This is a genomic window from Streptomyces sp. NPDC003456 (assembly GCF_042878735.1).
Classification (GTDB): Bacteria; Actinomycetota; Actinomycetes; order Streptomycetales; family Streptomycetaceae; genus Streptomyces.
Window position 1 is genome coordinate 584,552 of sequence record NZ_JBIAOK010000002.1, and the last position, 14,381, is coordinate 598,932.

Annotated in this window: 13 protein-coding genes; 8 read left to right on the forward strand and 5 right to left on the reverse strand. The window is 74.7% G+C overall.

Annotated elements, in window-relative coordinates; translation table 11 throughout:
- Window positions 1-183: 183 nt before the first annotated feature.
- From ACFYWG_RS08310 to ACFYWG_RS08320, 3 genes are read right to left on the reverse strand one after another with little or no spacing between them, the layout of a single operon-like run.
- Window positions 184-948: a metallophosphoesterase gene (locus tag ACFYWG_RS08310; RefSeq protein ID WP_383511175.1), complete on the reverse strand. Its 765-nt coding sequence runs from the start codon at window positions 946-948 to the stop codon at window positions 184-186.
- Window positions 945-1,232, reverse strand: a complete 288-nt coding sequence (locus ACFYWG_RS08315) for a BON domain-containing protein (protein ID WP_376333514.1) — start codon at window positions 1,230-1,232, stop codon at window positions 945-947. The genes ACFYWG_RS08310 and ACFYWG_RS08315 overlap by 4 nt, the downstream gene beginning before the upstream one ends.
- 11 nt (window positions 1,233-1,243) lie before the next feature.
- The gene (locus ACFYWG_RS08320) at window positions 1,244-1,921 is read right to left on the reverse strand and encodes a nucleotidyltransferase family protein (RefSeq protein ID WP_376333516.1); all 678 of its coding nucleotides are present in this window, start codon (window positions 1,919-1,921) and stop codon (window positions 1,244-1,246) included.
- 373 nt (window positions 1,922-2,294) lie between these two features.
- On the opposite strand from ACFYWG_RS08320, the gene ACFYWG_RS08325 reads away from it, so the two are divergent.
- The 3 genes from ACFYWG_RS08325 to ACFYWG_RS08335 all read left to right on the forward strand — a co-directional run bounded on the left by ACFYWG_RS08325 (window position 2,295) and on the right by ACFYWG_RS08335 (window position 7,519).
- The gene (locus tag ACFYWG_RS08325) at window positions 2,295-2,504 is read left to right on the forward strand and encodes a hypothetical protein (protein WP_383511172.1); all 210 of its coding nucleotides are present in this window, start codon (window positions 2,295-2,297) and stop codon (window positions 2,502-2,504) included.
- A 110-nt stretch (window positions 2,505-2,614) separates the two neighbouring features.
- Window positions 2,615-3,160 (forward strand): hypothetical protein, encoded by a 546-nt coding sequence (locus ACFYWG_RS08330; RefSeq protein WP_389200044.1) that lies wholly within the window; start codon window positions 2,615-2,617, stop codon window positions 3,158-3,160.
- Window positions 3,161-3,178: 18 nt separating this feature from the next.
- Window positions 3,179-7,519 (forward strand): cation-translocating P-type ATPase, encoded by a 4,341-nt coding sequence (locus tag ACFYWG_RS08335; RefSeq protein WP_389200046.1) that lies wholly within the window; start codon window positions 3,179-3,181, stop codon window positions 7,517-7,519.
- 66 nt (window positions 7,520-7,585) lie between these two features.
- On the opposite strand, the gene ACFYWG_RS08340 is transcribed toward ACFYWG_RS08335, so the two are convergent.
- A complete protein-coding gene (locus tag ACFYWG_RS08340; RefSeq protein ID WP_383511982.1) occupies window positions 7,586-8,035 on the reverse strand; it encodes an SRPBCC family protein in 450 nt (149 codons plus the stop codon).
- Between the two features lie 154 nt (window positions 8,036-8,189).
- On the opposite strand from ACFYWG_RS08340, the gene ACFYWG_RS08345 reads away from it, so the two are divergent.
- The 3 genes from ACFYWG_RS08345 to ACFYWG_RS08355 all read left to right on the forward strand — a co-directional run bounded on the left by ACFYWG_RS08345 (window position 8,190) and on the right by ACFYWG_RS08355 (window position 9,593).
- On the forward strand, window positions 8,190-8,633 hold the full coding sequence (locus ACFYWG_RS08345) for a phage holin family protein (RefSeq protein WP_383511984.1): 444 nt from the start codon (window positions 8,190-8,192) through the stop codon (window positions 8,631-8,633).
- Window positions 8,630-9,058, forward strand: coding sequence for a DUF3618 domain-containing protein (locus tag ACFYWG_RS08350; protein ID WP_383511986.1), 429 nt, complete (start codon window positions 8,630-8,632; stop codon window positions 9,056-9,058). Before ACFYWG_RS08345 ends, ACFYWG_RS08350 begins: the two co-directional genes overlap by 4 nt.
- 82 nt (window positions 9,059-9,140) lie before the next feature.
- On the forward strand, window positions 9,141-9,593 hold the full coding sequence (locus ACFYWG_RS08355; RefSeq protein ID WP_389200049.1) for a flavodoxin family protein: 453 nt from the start codon (window positions 9,141-9,143) through the stop codon (window positions 9,591-9,593).
- 28 nt (window positions 9,594-9,621) lie between these two features.
- Here the strand turns inward: ACFYWG_RS08355 and ACFYWG_RS08360 are convergent, their stop codons facing one another.
- On the reverse strand, window positions 9,622-10,875 hold the full coding sequence (locus ACFYWG_RS08360) for a YhjD/YihY/BrkB family envelope integrity protein (RefSeq protein ID WP_389200051.1): 1,254 nt from the start codon (window positions 10,873-10,875) through the stop codon (window positions 9,622-9,624).
- Window positions 10,876-11,430: 555 nt separating this feature from the next.
- On the opposite strand from ACFYWG_RS08360, the gene ACFYWG_RS08365 reads away from it, so the two are divergent.
- Window positions 11,431-12,063 (forward strand): GNAT family N-acetyltransferase, encoded by a 633-nt coding sequence (locus ACFYWG_RS08365; RefSeq protein WP_389200053.1) that lies wholly within the window; start codon window positions 11,431-11,433, stop codon window positions 12,061-12,063.
- 285 nt (window positions 12,064-12,348) lie between these two features.
- The gene (locus tag ACFYWG_RS08370; RefSeq protein WP_389200055.1) at window positions 12,349-14,379 is read left to right on the forward strand and encodes a DUF1996 domain-containing protein; all 2,031 of its coding nucleotides are present in this window, start codon (window positions 12,349-12,351) and stop codon (window positions 14,377-14,379) included.
- Window positions 14,380-14,381 lie beyond the last annotated feature (2 nt).

The following is a 14,381-nucleotide window of genomic DNA, read 5'->3' on the forward strand; positions in this document are numbered from 1 at the left end:
GGGGACATCGCCGGCGTGCGGAGCGCGGAGCTCGCATGCTAAGCAGACAAAATGCCTGAAACAGGGGCGACGTGCGGGGCGTTCACACCACAGGCGGTACGGAGGCGGCACGGGTGGGCCGGACGGCGGGCAACGCGAACCGCCGCCGGCAGGACGCCGGCGGCGGTTGGGGAACGCGCGGGATCAGTGGGCGTGTTGGGCGGCTGCGCCGGACGCGGCGCGCTCCTTGACCGGCAGGTGGTAGACGTGGAAGGCGCGCCCGATGACCGGCTGGGCGACGTTGCGCACCCGGACGCCGCCGGTGGTCATGCCGTGCTCGGTGCCCGCGTGCGCGTGGCCGTGCACGGCGAGGTCCGCGCCCGCGGTGTCGATCGCCTCGGCCAGCAGGTAACTGCCCAGGAAGGGGTAGATCTCCAGCGGCTCGCCCGCCAGCGTGTCGGCGACGGGGGAGTAGTGGGTCAGGGCGATCCGCGCGTCGCAGCCCTGCTCGCCCAGGTGCTCCAGGGCGGTCCGCAGGCCGTCCGCGCTCCGGCGCGAGTACCGCACGAACTCCTTCATCTCCGGCTCGCCGAACTCCCCGGCGCAGCGGCCCACGAAGCCGCCGCCGAAGCCCTTGGTACCGGCCACGCCGATCCGGGCCCCGCCGCTCTCCACGACCGTCCCCTGGCCCTCCAGGACGTGGGCGCCGGCGTCCCGCAGGATCTGCGAGACCTCCTCGGGGCGGTCGTCGTGATGGTCGTGGTTGCCCAGCACGGCGACCACCGGGACACCGAGACCGTGGATCTCCCGGGCCACCACCCGCATCTCCTCCGGCGTGCCGTGCCGGGTGAGGTCCCCGGCGAGCAGGAGGACGTCGGCGCACTCGGGCAGGGTCTCGAACGCCGGGCGCAGGACGCCCTGGCTGTCCGGCCCCATGTGGATGTCTCCGACGGCTGCGACGCGGATCATGAGAGCTCCTCCGCGTGGTCGGGGGAGGACGCCTCGGTGACCACGAGGTCGCTGTGGACCGCGAAGCCGGCCAGCTCCTCCCGGACGGTGCGCAGGATCTCGTCGCGGCAGGGCGCCGAGGGCACGGTGCCGGTCAGCAGCACCGTGTGGCCGCGGGCCTCGACCCGGACACCCAGTTCACCGAGCTCGCCCGAGGCGAGGTGGTCCTGGAGGTGGGCGATGCGGTAGTCCAGGTTGTCGGGCGGCGCGGTGCCGCCGGCGTCCTGGGAACCGTGGGTGCTCATGGGGTGCTCCTTCAGATGACGTTCAGGCGCTCCAGGAGGAAGAAGAAGGCCGCGGGCATGGGTTCGTCCCCGCACTCGCCGCGCACCCGCTCCCAGTCGACCTTCTCGCGCAGCGCCCGCGCGATGGGCAGCACCGCGCCGAAGTCGCAGTGGTGCTCGGAGAACGCGGCGAGCAGGCTCCACAGCAGGTCGGTCGGGGCCAGGACGGGCATGCGCACCGAGTCGACCGACAGTTCCTCGGCCCGCTCCAGCATGTCGGTGCCGACCGGGCGGTGCGCCAGCTCGAAGATGACGTCGACCGGCTGGCCGAAACACGTGGCCTTGATCAGCCAGTCCTCCGGCGGGGTGTACACCGTCAGGCCGGCCTCGCGCAGGGTCGCCGCGACCGCCTCCGCGTCCTCGGGGCGGATCGCGAAGTCGACGTCGTGCTGCATGTTCTTCTCGCCGCCGTGGGCGTACGCGGCCACGCTGCCCGCCAGTGCGAACAGGTGGCCCTTGCGCTTGAGCAGGGCGCCGACCTGCTTGGCCGCCTCCAGGATCGCCTGGTTGCGGTCCAGGGGAAGTTCGTGGGGAGGTTCGTCCGCGACCGGGCCGGGTGGCGGAGGGGCGTCCGGTCCGCCCGGTGCCGTCCGGAGATCCGGGACCTCCGGTCCCCGGACGAGCGTCGCGTCGTCCCCGTTGTGCGTCATGACCACTCCTTCGCGCCGAAACCGGACACCGCTCCCGTGCGGCGCCCGGACCCGAGACGGCCTGCGTGTGTCTGCATCAAGTACCCGGCGCGCCCGGCCCGACACGGCAGGCTTCCGGCCGCCGCCGGCCCCCGGGGGTCCGCCGGCCCGTGCGATCCGGCGTGCGGCAGGTGGCCCTGCGGCGCCCGCGCTCCGGTGGCGGGCCGCCCCGCTCCTGGTGAGGCTGGTAGCGGCCCGGAGCGCCCGGGTCCGTACCGCCTGCTCGGCGCACCTGTACAGCCGACTCCGCGCGGTCGACTCGGCACACCCGTAGAGCCGACTCCGTACAGCCGACTCCGTACAGCCGCCTCCGTTCAGCCGACGAGGAGCACCCATGCGTACGCTGCCGCACGCCGTGATCGCCGCCCTGGCCCTGTCCGCGCTCGTCCTGCCCGCCCGCGCCGCCGCCCTGCCCGCGGACGTCACCGCCAGTCAGTGCGTCGCCGGTGGCGGCATGATCATCATTTCCGCCGTGGGCCAGGGGAGCGACGGGTACACCAAGCGCTGCGAGGGCGGCATCCACGACGGTCAGACGGTGACCTGAGGCCCTCGGCCGAACAAGACAAGCGCACCCACCCCCGAAAGCGGAGGATGAGGTGCAAAGTGTAGGGAAACCGGATGTAAGCCACCGGGCACGCGTCTGTGGAGGTCGACATGAACCACCAAGCACCAGCGGCCGCTCTCCCGCAGCCCCTGCGAGCCGTCGCCTCCGGCCTGAAGCACCTGCCGGGCGCGGACCAGGTCGGCAGGGTCGCCACGGAGGCCCTGGACCGGATCGGCGCCGTGTCGCCCCGTGGCCGCCGGATTGCCGTCTACGCCGGTGCCGGTGTGCTCGGCGTCGCCGGCATCGTGGAGTGGCCGGTCGCGCTGACCGGCGCCGCCGTCGCCTGGCTGACCCAGCCCCGGCCCGGACCGCGGCCCGACGGAGCGGCCCCCGACGGCTCCGGCCCGGCCGGCGCCACCGGTGACACCACCTCCGGCGGCCGCGAGGAGCCCGACATCTCCTCCTACGGCCCCGGCGACCGGCTCGCCGCCTCCCACTACCGGCGGGAGCGACCCGAGCAGCACGTCCACGAGCAGCCCGCCAAAGTCGGCGACACCGCCACCGCCACCGCCCTGAAGCAGGTGCACGAAGCCGCCGCCCACGGCGAGGACCGGGGCCAGCGGCAGGATCCCGACACCGGCCGCCCCACCGGCTGACCCGAGGAACGGCAGCAGATGCTCATGCGCTTCGACCCCGCCCCGCTCGTCGGGGCCCTGGCCAGCGCTGCCGCCGGCGCCGCACGCGGCACCGCCCGGACGGCCGCGTCCGCCTACGGCACCACGCGCCGCGTGCGCAACGTCGCCCGCAACGCCCTGGGCGGCGGGCAGCACTGGACGGCGGGGCGGCGCGTCCACCTCGCCCTGCGCCACCCCGAGGGCGACACCGCCGCGCTCGCCCACCGGGCGGCGAACGAACTCCTCGACCACCCCGACGTGCTCGTGGCCTACTGGGACGAGGGCCTGGCCCGCCTGGTGATCACCGTCGCCGAGGACGCCGCCACCGACCGCGTCACCGAGCACGCCACGGCGCTCGCCGCCCGGCTCGGCCTCGGCGAGGGCGCCGACCCGGTCGCCCGGGAGACCACCCACCCGGGCGACCCCCGCGAGGTGCGGGTGACGGCCGCCGCGATCCTGATGGACGCCGCCGGAGCCGCCGGGGCCATGGCCGGCCGCTCCCTGCGCCTGCCGCCCACCTCGCGCGTCGTCACGGCCGCCGTCACGCTGCTCCGGGAGAACCCGCGCTTCCGGGCCGTGCTGCGGGAGCGCTTCGGCACCTCCGGCATGGAACTCGTCCTCGCCGCCGCCAACGCGGCCGCCCACGGCGTCGGCCAGACCCCGCTGGCCCTCGTCCTCGACGGAGTCCTGCGCACCGGCCAGCTCACCGAGGCCGTCGCCCGGGCCGCCGCCTTCGAGGCGCTGCACGACGACATCTGCCACGCGCACCGCACCAGCCTGCCCGCCCCGCCGGACACCCGTCCGCCGCTGAAGGTGACACCGGCTCAGGAGTACGCCTCCCACGCCAGCACCGGCAGCCTCGTCGGCGCCGCCGCCACCCTCCTCGTCATGCACGACGCGGGCGAAGCGGCCGAGGCGGTCCTCGCCGGATCGCCCAAGGCCGCCCGCTACGGCCCGGTCGCCTTCGGCTCGCTCCTCGGCACCCACCTCGCCCGGGACGGCATCCTCATCCGCAGCGGCGAGCGGCTGCGGCAACTGGAGATCGCCGACGCCCTGGTCCTGGACGCCGGTGCTCTGCGCAGCCGCCGCACGGACACCGGCGACGACGCCGACGGCTTCCCCGACGACCCCGTCCACCCCTTCGCCGAGGCCGTCCTCGACGCCGCCCGCCGCGCCGGACTGCACGTCGTGATCGCCGGCGGCTCCGACCTGAAGGACATCACCCGGCTCGCCGACGAGGTCGCCCCGGGCACCAAGCCCTTCGGCGACGTCGTACGGGCCCTGCAGGACGACGGGCACGTCGTGGTCGCCGTCGCCCGCCTGGACGGGTCCGGCGGGGGCGGGGACCTCGCGTCCGGGCTGCCGGCCGCCGACGTGGCCATCGCCCTCACCGACGGCCGCGCCGCCGTCCCCTGGGGCGCCGACGCCCTCGCGCCCGGCGGCCTCGCCGACGTGTGGCGGCTGCTCACCGCCATCCCCGCGGCCCGCCGCGTCGGACGCCGCTCGCAGACCCTCGCCCGCGCCGGGGCCGCCCTGTCCGGGCTCCTGGTGGCCCGCGGCGGACGGCCCCCGGGCGGGCGGTTCCTGTGGCCCCTCACCCGGCACGCCCCCGTCAACATCGCCGCGGCCAACGCCCTGCTGACCGGCTGGCTGGAGGCGTCACGGGTCGCCAGGGCCACCCCGCCGCCACCGCGGCTGCACATCCCCTGGCACGCCCTGGAGCCCGACGAGGCCCGGGACCGGATCGGCCGCACCCGCCGCGACGGCGAACCCCAGGGGATCGCCCTGCTCACCGACCGCTCACGGCGGCAGGCGGCGCGCGTGGGCCGCCACCCCGCCCTGGCCCCGGCCCGCTGGACGTGGCAGGCCGCCGGAGCGGTCCGCCGCGAACTCGACGACCCGCTCACCCCCGTCCTGGCCACCGGTGCCGTCGCCTCCGCGCTGCTCGGCTCGGTCGTCGACGCGCTGCTCGTCGTGGGCGCCATGGACCTCAACGCCGTCACGGGCGGACTCCAGCGGATGCGCGCCGAGCAGGCCCTCGCCCGGCTCGCGGCCCGTCAGCAGCCCAAGGCCCGCAGGCACGAGGGCCGCCGGCGCACCGTCACCGTCGACGCCACCCGGCTGCGGCCCGGCGACGAGATCAGCCTCGGCGCCGGCGACGTCGTCCCCGCCGACGCGCGACTGCTGGACGTCGACGGCCTGGAGGTCGACGAGTCCGCCCTCACCGGCGAGTCCCTGCCGGTGACCAAGTCCGTCGAGGCCACCCCCGGGCAGCCCGTGGGCCAGCGCACCTGCATGGTGTTCGAGGGCACGACCGTCGTGGCCGGACGCGCCACCGCCCTCGTCGTCGACACCGGCGAGGGCACCGAGGCCGGCCGGGCCGTCACCCTGGCCGCCCGGACCCCGCCGCCCGCCGGGGTCCAGGCACGGCTGCAGGAACTGACCCGCAAGGCCCTGCCGGTGACCTTCACCGGTGGCGCCGCCGTGACCGGACTGTCCCTGCTGCGCGGCAGCCCCGTCCGGCGGGCCGTCAGCGGCGGCGTCGCCGTCGCCGTCGCGGCCGTGCCGGAGGGCCTGCCGCTGGTCGCGACGGTCGCCCAGATGGCCGCCGCCCGGCGGCTGTCCCGGCGGGGCGTCCTGGTCCGCACCCCGCGCACCCTGGAGGCGCTCGGCCGGGTCGACACCGTCTGCTTCGACAAGACCGGCACCCTCACCGAGAACAAGCTGCGCCTGGTCAAGGTGGCCACCGCCGACGGCACCGTCCTGGACGCGGGCAGTGAACAGGCCGCCCCCGTCTTGCGCCTGGCCGCCCGCGCCTGCCCGCAGGAGGAGACCGGGCAGGGCCGCCGCGTCGCGCACGCCACCGACGAGGCCGTCCTCGACGTCGCCCCGCCCGACCCCGGCTGGACCCCCGCCGGTGAACTGCCCTTCGAGACCCGCCGGGGCTACGCGGCGGCGGTCGGGCGCAACGGCGAGCCCGACTTCGGCGACGTCCTGGTCGTCAAGGGCGCCCCCGAGACGATCCTGCCCGCCTGCCGGGACCTGCCCGCCCACGCCACCGACACCGCCCACGACCTGGCCGGTCAGGGCCTGCGCCTGCTCGCCGTCGCCCGGCGCCCCTGCCGGGGGGACGACGCCCAGGCCGAACTCGACGCGCCCCTGGCCGACCTGGAGTTCAGCGGCTTCGTCGCGCTGGCGGACGTGCCCCGCGACACCTCGCACGCCCTGCTGGCCGAGCTGCGCCGCTCCGGCATCCTGCCCGTCATGCTCACCGGCGACCACCCGGAGACCGCCCGCGCCATCGCCCTGCAACTGGGCTGGCCGGAGGAGACCGAGGTCGTCACCGGCGACGAACTGGTCGCCATGGAACGCCGCGAGCGGGTACGGGCCCTGCACGGCGCGGGGGTCGTCGCCCGGGTCGCTCCCGAGCAGAAGCTGCACGTCGTCGAGGCGCTGCAACAGGCCGGCCGGGTCGTGGCCATGGCCGGCGACGGAGCCAACGACGCCGCGGCCATCCGCGCCGCCGACGTCGGGGTCGGGGTCGAGTCCCGCGGTTCGGCCGCCGCCCGCAACGCCGCCGACCTCGTCCTGACCACCGGCGACCTGTCCGTCCTGGTCGACGCGGTCGTCGAGGGCCGGGCCCTGTGGCGCAGCGTCGCCGACGCGGTCAGCATCCTCATCGGGGGCAACGCGGGCGAGGTCGGCTTCAGCGTCCTCGGCACCCTGCTGGCCGGCGCCTCACCCCTGTCGACCCGTCAGTTGCTGCTGGTGAACCTGCTCACCGACATGTTCCCGGCCATGGCCGTCGCGGTCACCCCCAGCGACGACCCCTCGACCGCCGAGCACGCTGCGGCCGGCCCGATGGGGCTGGACGTGCTCGGCGCGCCGCTGCTGCGCTCGATCCGCCGCCGGGGCATCACCACCTGCCTCGGCGCGGTCACGGCGTATCTGATCGGCCGTCTCACCCCGGGCACGGAACGCCGGTCCACCACGATGGCCCTGTGCGGAGTGGTCGGCGCGCAGCTGGTGCAGACCCTGTCGGGGCGACGGCACAGTCCGCTGGTGTGGGCCACCGCCCTGGGGTCGGCCGCCGTGCTCGGCGCCCTCGTCCAGACCCCCGGCGTCAGCCACTTCTTCGGCTGCACACCGCTCGGCCCCGTCGCGTGGGCCGGTGTGGCCGCCGCGATCGCCCTCTCCGCCCTGGCCCCGCGCCTGGAGCGCCTGCCGGCCGTCCACGCCCTCTACGGCGCCGCCGCGCAGCTCGCCCTGCGGCTCGATGCCCTGTTCCGCCGGACCCGGCACATGATGCAGAGCGGCGTCGCCGCCCCCGTGCCCGCCTGACAACGCCGAAGCGGCCACCGGCCCCTGGCGGGGCGGTGGCCGCTTCGGCGTCTTCGGCCTCGAGGCTCAGACCTCGCCGCGCCAGGCGCCGGTCTCCGTGCCGCGGGCCTCCATGAACTCCTTGAAGCGGCGCAGGTCGCCGGAGACCTGCCGCTTCACGAAGCCGAGTTTGTCCCCGACCGTCTCGGCCAGGCCGTCGGGGTCGAAGTCCATCTGCAGCATGACCTTGGTCGTGTCGTCCTGGATCCGGTGGAAGGTCACCACACCGGCCTGCTTGGCCTGACCGTCGACGGTGGTCCAGGCGATGCGCTCGTCGGGGATCTGCTCCGTGATCTCCGCGTCGAAGACCCGCTCCTGCCCGCCGATCCTCGTCACCCAGTGCGTCAGCGTGTCGGTGCGCTGCTCGATGCGCTCGACCCCGTCCATGAACTGGGGGAACGACTCGAACTGGGTCCACTGGTCGTACGCGGTGCGCACCGGAACGCGGACCTCGATGGATTCCTCTACCTGCGACAAGACGAAAACCTCCCTTTCTCGTACAGCCGGGCCACGACCGGGTACCGAACATCGCGCGGGTCACTCATGCACATGACGACTTTGTGCCCGGGGTGTCCGTTCCGCCTCAACCGGGGTACCCGAGTCCTAGACCACAGACCGGGAGGTGAAACCCATGGCGGACACGGACCGCGGGGCCGCTGCCGCTCCCCGCGCGACGAGCGCACCCGCGGCCGCCGACGAGCCCGTCGGCGAGCTCGTGCAGCGCGCCACGCAGCAGCTGACGGAACTGGTGCGCGGGGAGATGCGCCTGGCCCAGGCGGAGATGACCGAGAAGGGCAAGCGCTTCGGCAAGGGCGGCGGCCTGTTCGGCGGAGCCGGCGTGCTCGGCTTCGTCACGCTGCAGGCCCTGGTCGCCACGGTGATCGCCGCCCTGGCGGTACCGCTGCCGGTGTGGGCGGCCGCCCTCATCGTCACCGTAGTCCTGGCCGTCGCCACGGGCCTGACGGCCCTGGCCGGGCGCAAGCAGGTGCAGAAGGCCGGTTCGGCCACCCCGCAGCAGACCATCGACAGCGTCAAGGCCGACGTGGCCGAGATCAAGGAGAGTGCACAGCGATGACCCAGCCCCCGCACGACGAGCCCACCGCCGAGAGCCCGGAGGAACTGCGCGAGCAGGTGGAGCGCACCCGGCACGAACTGGGGGACACCGTCCAAGCGCTGGCGGACCGGACCGACGTGAAAGCCCGCGCCCGCGAGAAGGCCGTGGCGGTCAAGGAGCAGGCCGGGACCAAGGCGCAGGAATGGCGCGGGCAGGCGATGGCCAAGGCGCAGCAGGTCGCCCACACGGTCGAGGAGAAGCTCCCCGAACCGGTGAAGCAGAAGGGCGCCGCGGCGGCCCAGGGAGCCAAGGAGAAGGCCGCCCAGGCCGAGCAGATCTGGCAGGAGAAGGCCCCGCAGCAGCTGCGCGACCGCAAGGCCGCCCTGCTGGCCGGTGCCGGCGCGGTGCTCGTCGCCTGCCTGCTGCTGCGCCGCCGCAGCCACTGACCGGCGGCCCGCCGGACGCGCACGACACGGGACCCCGCCACCGCTTGCGGTGGCGGGGTCCCGCGCGGCAGGGTCACCTTCCGTGGCCACCCTGCTGATCGTCCATCACACGCCGTCCCCCAACTGCCAGGCGCTGTTCGAGGCCGTCGTCTCCGGGGCGACGGACCCCGAGATCGAGAACGTCCGGGTGGTGCGGGTGCCCGCGCTGTCCGCGACCGCCTCCGACGTCCTCGCCGCCGACGGGCTGCTGCTGGGCACCCCGGCGAACCTGGGATACATGTCCGGCGCCCTCAAGCACTTCTTCGACCAGGTGTACTACCCGTGCCTGGACGCGACCCGCGGCCGCCCCTTCGGCTACTGGGTCCACGGCGGCAACGACGTCACCGGCGCGGTCCGCGGGATCGAGGCGATCACGGCCGGCCTCGGCTGGCGCCGTGCCGCCGAGGCCGTGACCGTGACCGGGGAACCGGACAAGGCGGACCTGCACGCGTGCTGGGAACTGGGCGCGACCGTGGCCGCCGGGCTCATGGAGTGAGCCCGGTCAGGTCTCGGAGTCGAGCGGGTCAGGTCTCGCCGAGCCGCCGCCGGTCCTGCTCGTCCCACGTCCGGGTGTCGCGCGGCTGCGTGTACGGCTCGGCCTCCGGCGGATGCCCGCCGGCGATGGCCCGCTGCCGCATCGTCTCCGCGTCGAACTCCAGCCCCAGCAGGATCGCCAGGTTGGTGATCCACAGCCAGACCAGGAAGACGATGACACCGGCCATCGTGCCGTAGGTCTTGTTGTACGAGGCGAAGTTGGCGACGTAGACGGCGAAACCGGCCGACGCGACCAGCCAGATGAACAGGGCGATCAGACTGCCCGGCGTGATCCAGCGGAACCCCTTGACCTTGGCGTTCGGAGTCGCCCAGTACAGGATCGCGATCATGACGGTGACCAGCAGCACGAGCACGGGCCACTTGGCGATCGACCACACCGTCAGCGCGGTGTCGCCGATGCCCAGCGCCGTACCGGCCTGCCGGGCCACCCCGCCCGTGAACACCACGATCAGCGCGCTGATCACCGCCATCACCATCAGCACGACCGTGACGCCCACCCGCACCGGCAGCAGCTTCCACACCGGCCGGCCCTCGGGCATGTCGTAGACGGCGTTGGCCGAGCGGGTGAACGCGGCCACGTAGCCGGACGCCGACCACACGGCCAGCACGATGCCGACGACGGCCATCACGGAGCCGATCCCGGCGTTGCCCTGCAACTGCTCGACGGCTCGGGTGATGATGTCGCGGGCCGAGCCCGGGGCCAGCTGCTGGACGTTGTCCATGACCTTGTCGGTCGTCGACTTCCCGGTGAGGCCCAGGATCGACACCAGCACCAGCAGCGCCGGGAACAACGCCAGCACGCCGTAGTAGGTCAGCGCCGCCGCGCGGTCCGTCAGCTCGTCGTCTTTGAACTCGCGCAGGCTGCCCTTCAGCACCGCGGCCCACGACTTGCGGGGCAGCTCGGTCGGCGAGTCCGGCGCGGCGCGCTCCACCTCGGGAGAGGGGCCGGGCTCGTGGCGCGGCTCGGCGGAGTCGTCCCGCGGCTCGGCGCCTGGCTCCGCCGCGGCGCCGTCGCCCTGCCGGGTCCCGAAGGCCTGACGTGCGTCCTCCCGGGACGCGGCACGGGCGTCCGCGTGCTCGGACCCGGGCTCCGGACGCGGCTCCGCACCGGTGTGTGCGGGTGACCCGTCCTGCTCCGCCGCGGACCCCGGGCGCGGGTCCTCGGGCGGCGGGGCCTGACTGGTCGGATGCTCTTTCCGGCCCGGTATGTGCAGCTTCACCATGTGACCCGGGTAACCCCGGGCCGCCTGCTTAAGCCGGGCCCGCCACCGCGCCCCCCGGACGGCTTACTCCCGGAACGCGAGCCCCCGCTCCCGCAGCGCCTCCGCGAGCACCTGTACGGCCTCGGGGCCCACGCCGTGGAGCGCCGGCAGGTCGGCCGCGGAGTGCCCGGCCACCCGGTCCAGGGCCGTGAGGCCGGCGGCGAGCGCCCGGGCGGCGGGCCGGCCGATCCCGGCGGGGAGATGCCGCCGGTCGCGCCGGTCTCGCCGGCCACCTCAGTCGCGCCAGTCACCGAGGTCGTGTCGGCCACCCCGGCCACCCCGGCCGCGACGGCCGTGTCAGCCGCGTCGGCCACCCCGCTCGCGGCCCGATCGGCTGCGAGCCGCTCCGGGGCGCGGCCGGGCCAGGCCGCCCGCCCGCGCCGCCTCCTCGGTCCCCGGCAGGGCGAGCGCGGCCCCGCGCAGCCGGTCCACGGTGGTCGTCCGCGCAGTCCCGCACAGCCGGGGAGTCGCGGAACCGGGTTGAGGGAGCGCTCCCACGGCAGGCACGATGCCGTCATGACCACGTCCCCCGCCATCCGCCCCTGTCGCCGCGAGGACCGGGCGGCCCTCGACGAGATCTGCGTCCGCACCGCCCACAACGGCGGAGACAGCCGCCCGCACTACACGGACCCGGCGATCTTCCCGGCGACCTTCGCCGCCCCCTACGTCCATCTGGAGCCCGACCTCGCCTTCGTGCTGGACGACGGCCGCGGCGAGGCCGTCGGCTACATCGTCGGCACCGCCGACACCCCGCGCTTCGCGCAGGCGTTCCGCACCGAGTGGCTGCCCCTGGTCGCCGGCCGCCACCCGGAACCGCCGCAGCCGCCCCGCACCGCGGACGAGGTCGTCGCGGGGCTGCTGCACCACCCCGAGCGGATGGTCCTGCCCGAACTCGCCGCCTACCCTGCCCACTTGCACATCGACCTGCTGCCCGAGTGGCAGGGCCGCGGTCACGGCCGCCGCCTGATGCGCACCTTCCTGTCCGCCCTGGCCGACAGGGCGGTGCCCGCCGTCCACCTGGCCATGGCGACCGCCAACGTCCGGGCCCGGGCGTTCTACGACCGCATGGGCTTCCACGAACTCGACGTGGCCGACCCCGGAGCGGCCACGTTCCTCGGCCGCTCCACCGGGGAACTCGACCGGCTCTGACGGACCCAGGCGAGCACCGGCCCGAGCCCGCCGGCCTGCGCTTCTCCTGCCGCGCGAGGTGCCGGGCGGGGCCCGAGTGCCCCGCGCTTCCTGAGAGTTCCCCGAAAATCCGCGAGACGGGTGAACGCACCCGTGCTCCCGTACGTATGGGGCGAGGGGAATTTCATGTCCGGCAGCCACGAGCGCAGGAGAGCACCCTTGGCACGCAACACGCGAAGACGCCCTACCGGCCCACGACGCGCGACCTTCGCCGCATTCGCACTGATCCTGGGCGGAGGCGGCCTGATGGCCGCGAACGTCTACGCCTCCGCCACGGACGGCTTCTCGGGCGATGACCCCGCCCGGACGCGGTCCGCCGCAGGGATCACCGGGGGCGCCACCATCGACTGCCCGGACGTCGGCACCAAGCTGACCTCGGTGCCCGAGCAGGCCCGCGAGGAGGTGGACAAGGAACTGGCGGCGCTGGACCAGCAGATCGCCAAGGCCTACCAGCAGTTGAGCGAATCGGCCCAGCAGGTCCAGCAGGACGCCGGCTTCGCCGACAACGCGATCATGAACCCGCTCAAGGAGAAGCGAAGCGCCACCCTGGAGCGCATCGCCATCGCGATCGACCGTGTCGGGGACCGCCCCGAAGGCCTCGCGGACCTGGCCGCCTGCACCGTGCGCGCGTCCGGCAACCAGGCCCCGGCACAGGGCGAGGGCCAGGACGGCGGCGAGCAGCAGGACGGCCAGGACCAGAACCAGGACGGCCAGCAGCAGGGCAACGGGCAGGGCGCCAACGGCGGTCAGGGCGGCAACGGACCCGTCGCGGCCGACTTCGCGGACATCAAGAACGTCCAGCCCAACGTCAGCGACCCTCGCCCGGAGGGCGACGCCTCCCGCGGCTCCTTCGCGACCAGCTGCGGCGTGAACGAGAACGGCCTGTTCAACTCGGACAACGTCATCGTCGCGCCGGGGGTCACCAACGGTGCCCACCACTTCCACGACTACGTGGGCAACCAGGCCAACGACGCCTTCGCCAGCGACCAGGACCTGGCGAACGCCGAGACCAGCTGCGACGACCAGGGCGACAAGTCCTCCTACTACTGGCCCGTGCTGCGCCTGCAGAACGGCACCCAGGAGCAGGACGCGCAGAAGCCGGGCGGTGGCATCGAGGGCAACACCGGCGAGATCGTGACGCCGAAGCAGGTCACGCTGAACTTCGTCGGCAACCCGCGCGAGAAGGTCACGGCCATGCCGCGGCTGCTGCGCATCATCACCGGCGACGCCAAGTCGTTCGTCAACGGCCCCGCGAACGCCAACGCGTCCTGGAGCTGCACGGGCTTCGAGGACCGGCAGCTGAAGGACAAGTACCCGCTGTGCCCGCAGGGCAGTGACGTGGTGCGCACGTTCAAGTTCCAGAGCTGCTGGGACGGCCGCAACATCGACAGCGCCAACCACCGCACCCACGTGGCGTTCGCGGACGCCGCGGGCAACTGCCCGTCCGGCTTCCGCCCGATCCCGCAGCTGGTCCAGCGCATCGTCTACGACGTCGACGCGCCCAGCCTGCAGGACGGCGGCCGCACGACCCCGCTGTTCGCGGTGGACTCCTTCCCGGAGCAGCTGCACAAGCCGGTCACCGACCACGGCGACTTCATCAACGTCTTCGACGAGAAGCTGATGGGGGAGATGGTCGACTGCATCAACGAGGGCCGCACGTGCGGCGCCGGCGCGGGCGGCGGCCAGGAACCGGCCCCGGGCGAGGAGCCGACGGACGAGCCCGGCGAGCCGCAGGAGCCGAGCGAGTCGCCGCAGGCCCCGCAGGAGCCGACGAAGGCGCCCGAGGCGCCGCAGGAGCAGCCCACGAAGACCCCCGACGCTCCGCAGGGCGGCGACGGCGGCGGCAAGCCCGCCGACGAGCCCGGCGACAAGGGCGACGGCGGCAAGGGTGACGACGGCGGCAAGGGCGACGCCACCGGAGCCCCGGCGGACGAGCCGGCTGCCGGTCAGGAGCCCGGTGACGCCTCCACGGCCCCCGGCAAGGCCAAGCCCGAGGTGAAGGCGACCGACGCCGGCGAGCAGGGCGGCAAGGCCGACGGCAAGGGCAACGGCAACGGCAACGGCAGCGACGAGGACGCGGACGGCCTCGGTGACGCCCAGGCCGTCGGCACGGCCACCAGCGCCCCGGCGACCCCGACGGCTCCGTCGCAGACCGAGCCGCAGGCGGTCGGCGGTGGCGGCCTGGCCGACACCGGCGCCCAGTTGTGGCCGGCGGCGGCGGGTGCCGTCCTGGTGATCGCGGGCTTCGTCGTCCTGCGCCGGGTGCGGCGCACCTAGCG

Coding starts and splice junctions, on each gene's coding strand:
- ACFYWG_RS08310 (WP_383511175.1), bottom strand. CDS start 948: ATGATCCGCGTCGCAGCCGTCGGAGACATCCACATGGGGCCGGACAGC.
- ACFYWG_RS08315 (WP_376333514.1), bottom strand. CDS start 1,232: ATGAGCACCCACGGTTCCCAGGACGCCGGCGGCACCGCGCCGCCCGAC.
- ACFYWG_RS08320 (WP_376333516.1), bottom strand. CDS start 1,921: ATGACGCACAACGGGGACGACGCGACGCTCGTCCGGGGACCGGAGGTC.
- ACFYWG_RS08325 (WP_383511172.1), top strand. CDS start 2,295: ATGCGTACGCTGCCGCACGCCGTGATCGCCGCCCTGGCCCTGTCCGCG.
- ACFYWG_RS08330 (WP_389200044.1), top strand. CDS start 2,615: ATGAACCACCAAGCACCAGCGGCCGCTCTCCCGCAGCCCCTGCGAGCC.
- ACFYWG_RS08335 (WP_389200046.1), top strand. CDS start 3,179: ATGCTCATGCGCTTCGACCCCGCCCCGCTCGTCGGGGCCCTGGCCAGC.
- ACFYWG_RS08345 (WP_383511984.1), top strand. CDS start 8,190: ATGGCGGACACGGACCGCGGGGCCGCTGCCGCTCCCCGCGCGACGAGC.
- ACFYWG_RS08350 (WP_383511986.1), top strand. CDS start 8,630: ATGACCCAGCCCCCGCACGACGAGCCCACCGCCGAGAGCCCGGAGGAA.
- ACFYWG_RS08360 (WP_389200051.1), bottom strand. CDS start 10,875: ATGGTGAAGCTGCACATACCGGGCCGGAAAGAGCATCCGACCAGTCAG.
- ACFYWG_RS08365 (WP_389200053.1), top strand. CDS start 11,431: ATGACCACGTCCCCCGCCATCCGCCCCTGTCGCCGCGAGGACCGGGCG.
- ACFYWG_RS08370 (WP_389200055.1), top strand. CDS start 12,349: ATGGCCGCGAACGTCTACGCCTCCGCCACGGACGGCTTCTCGGGCGAT.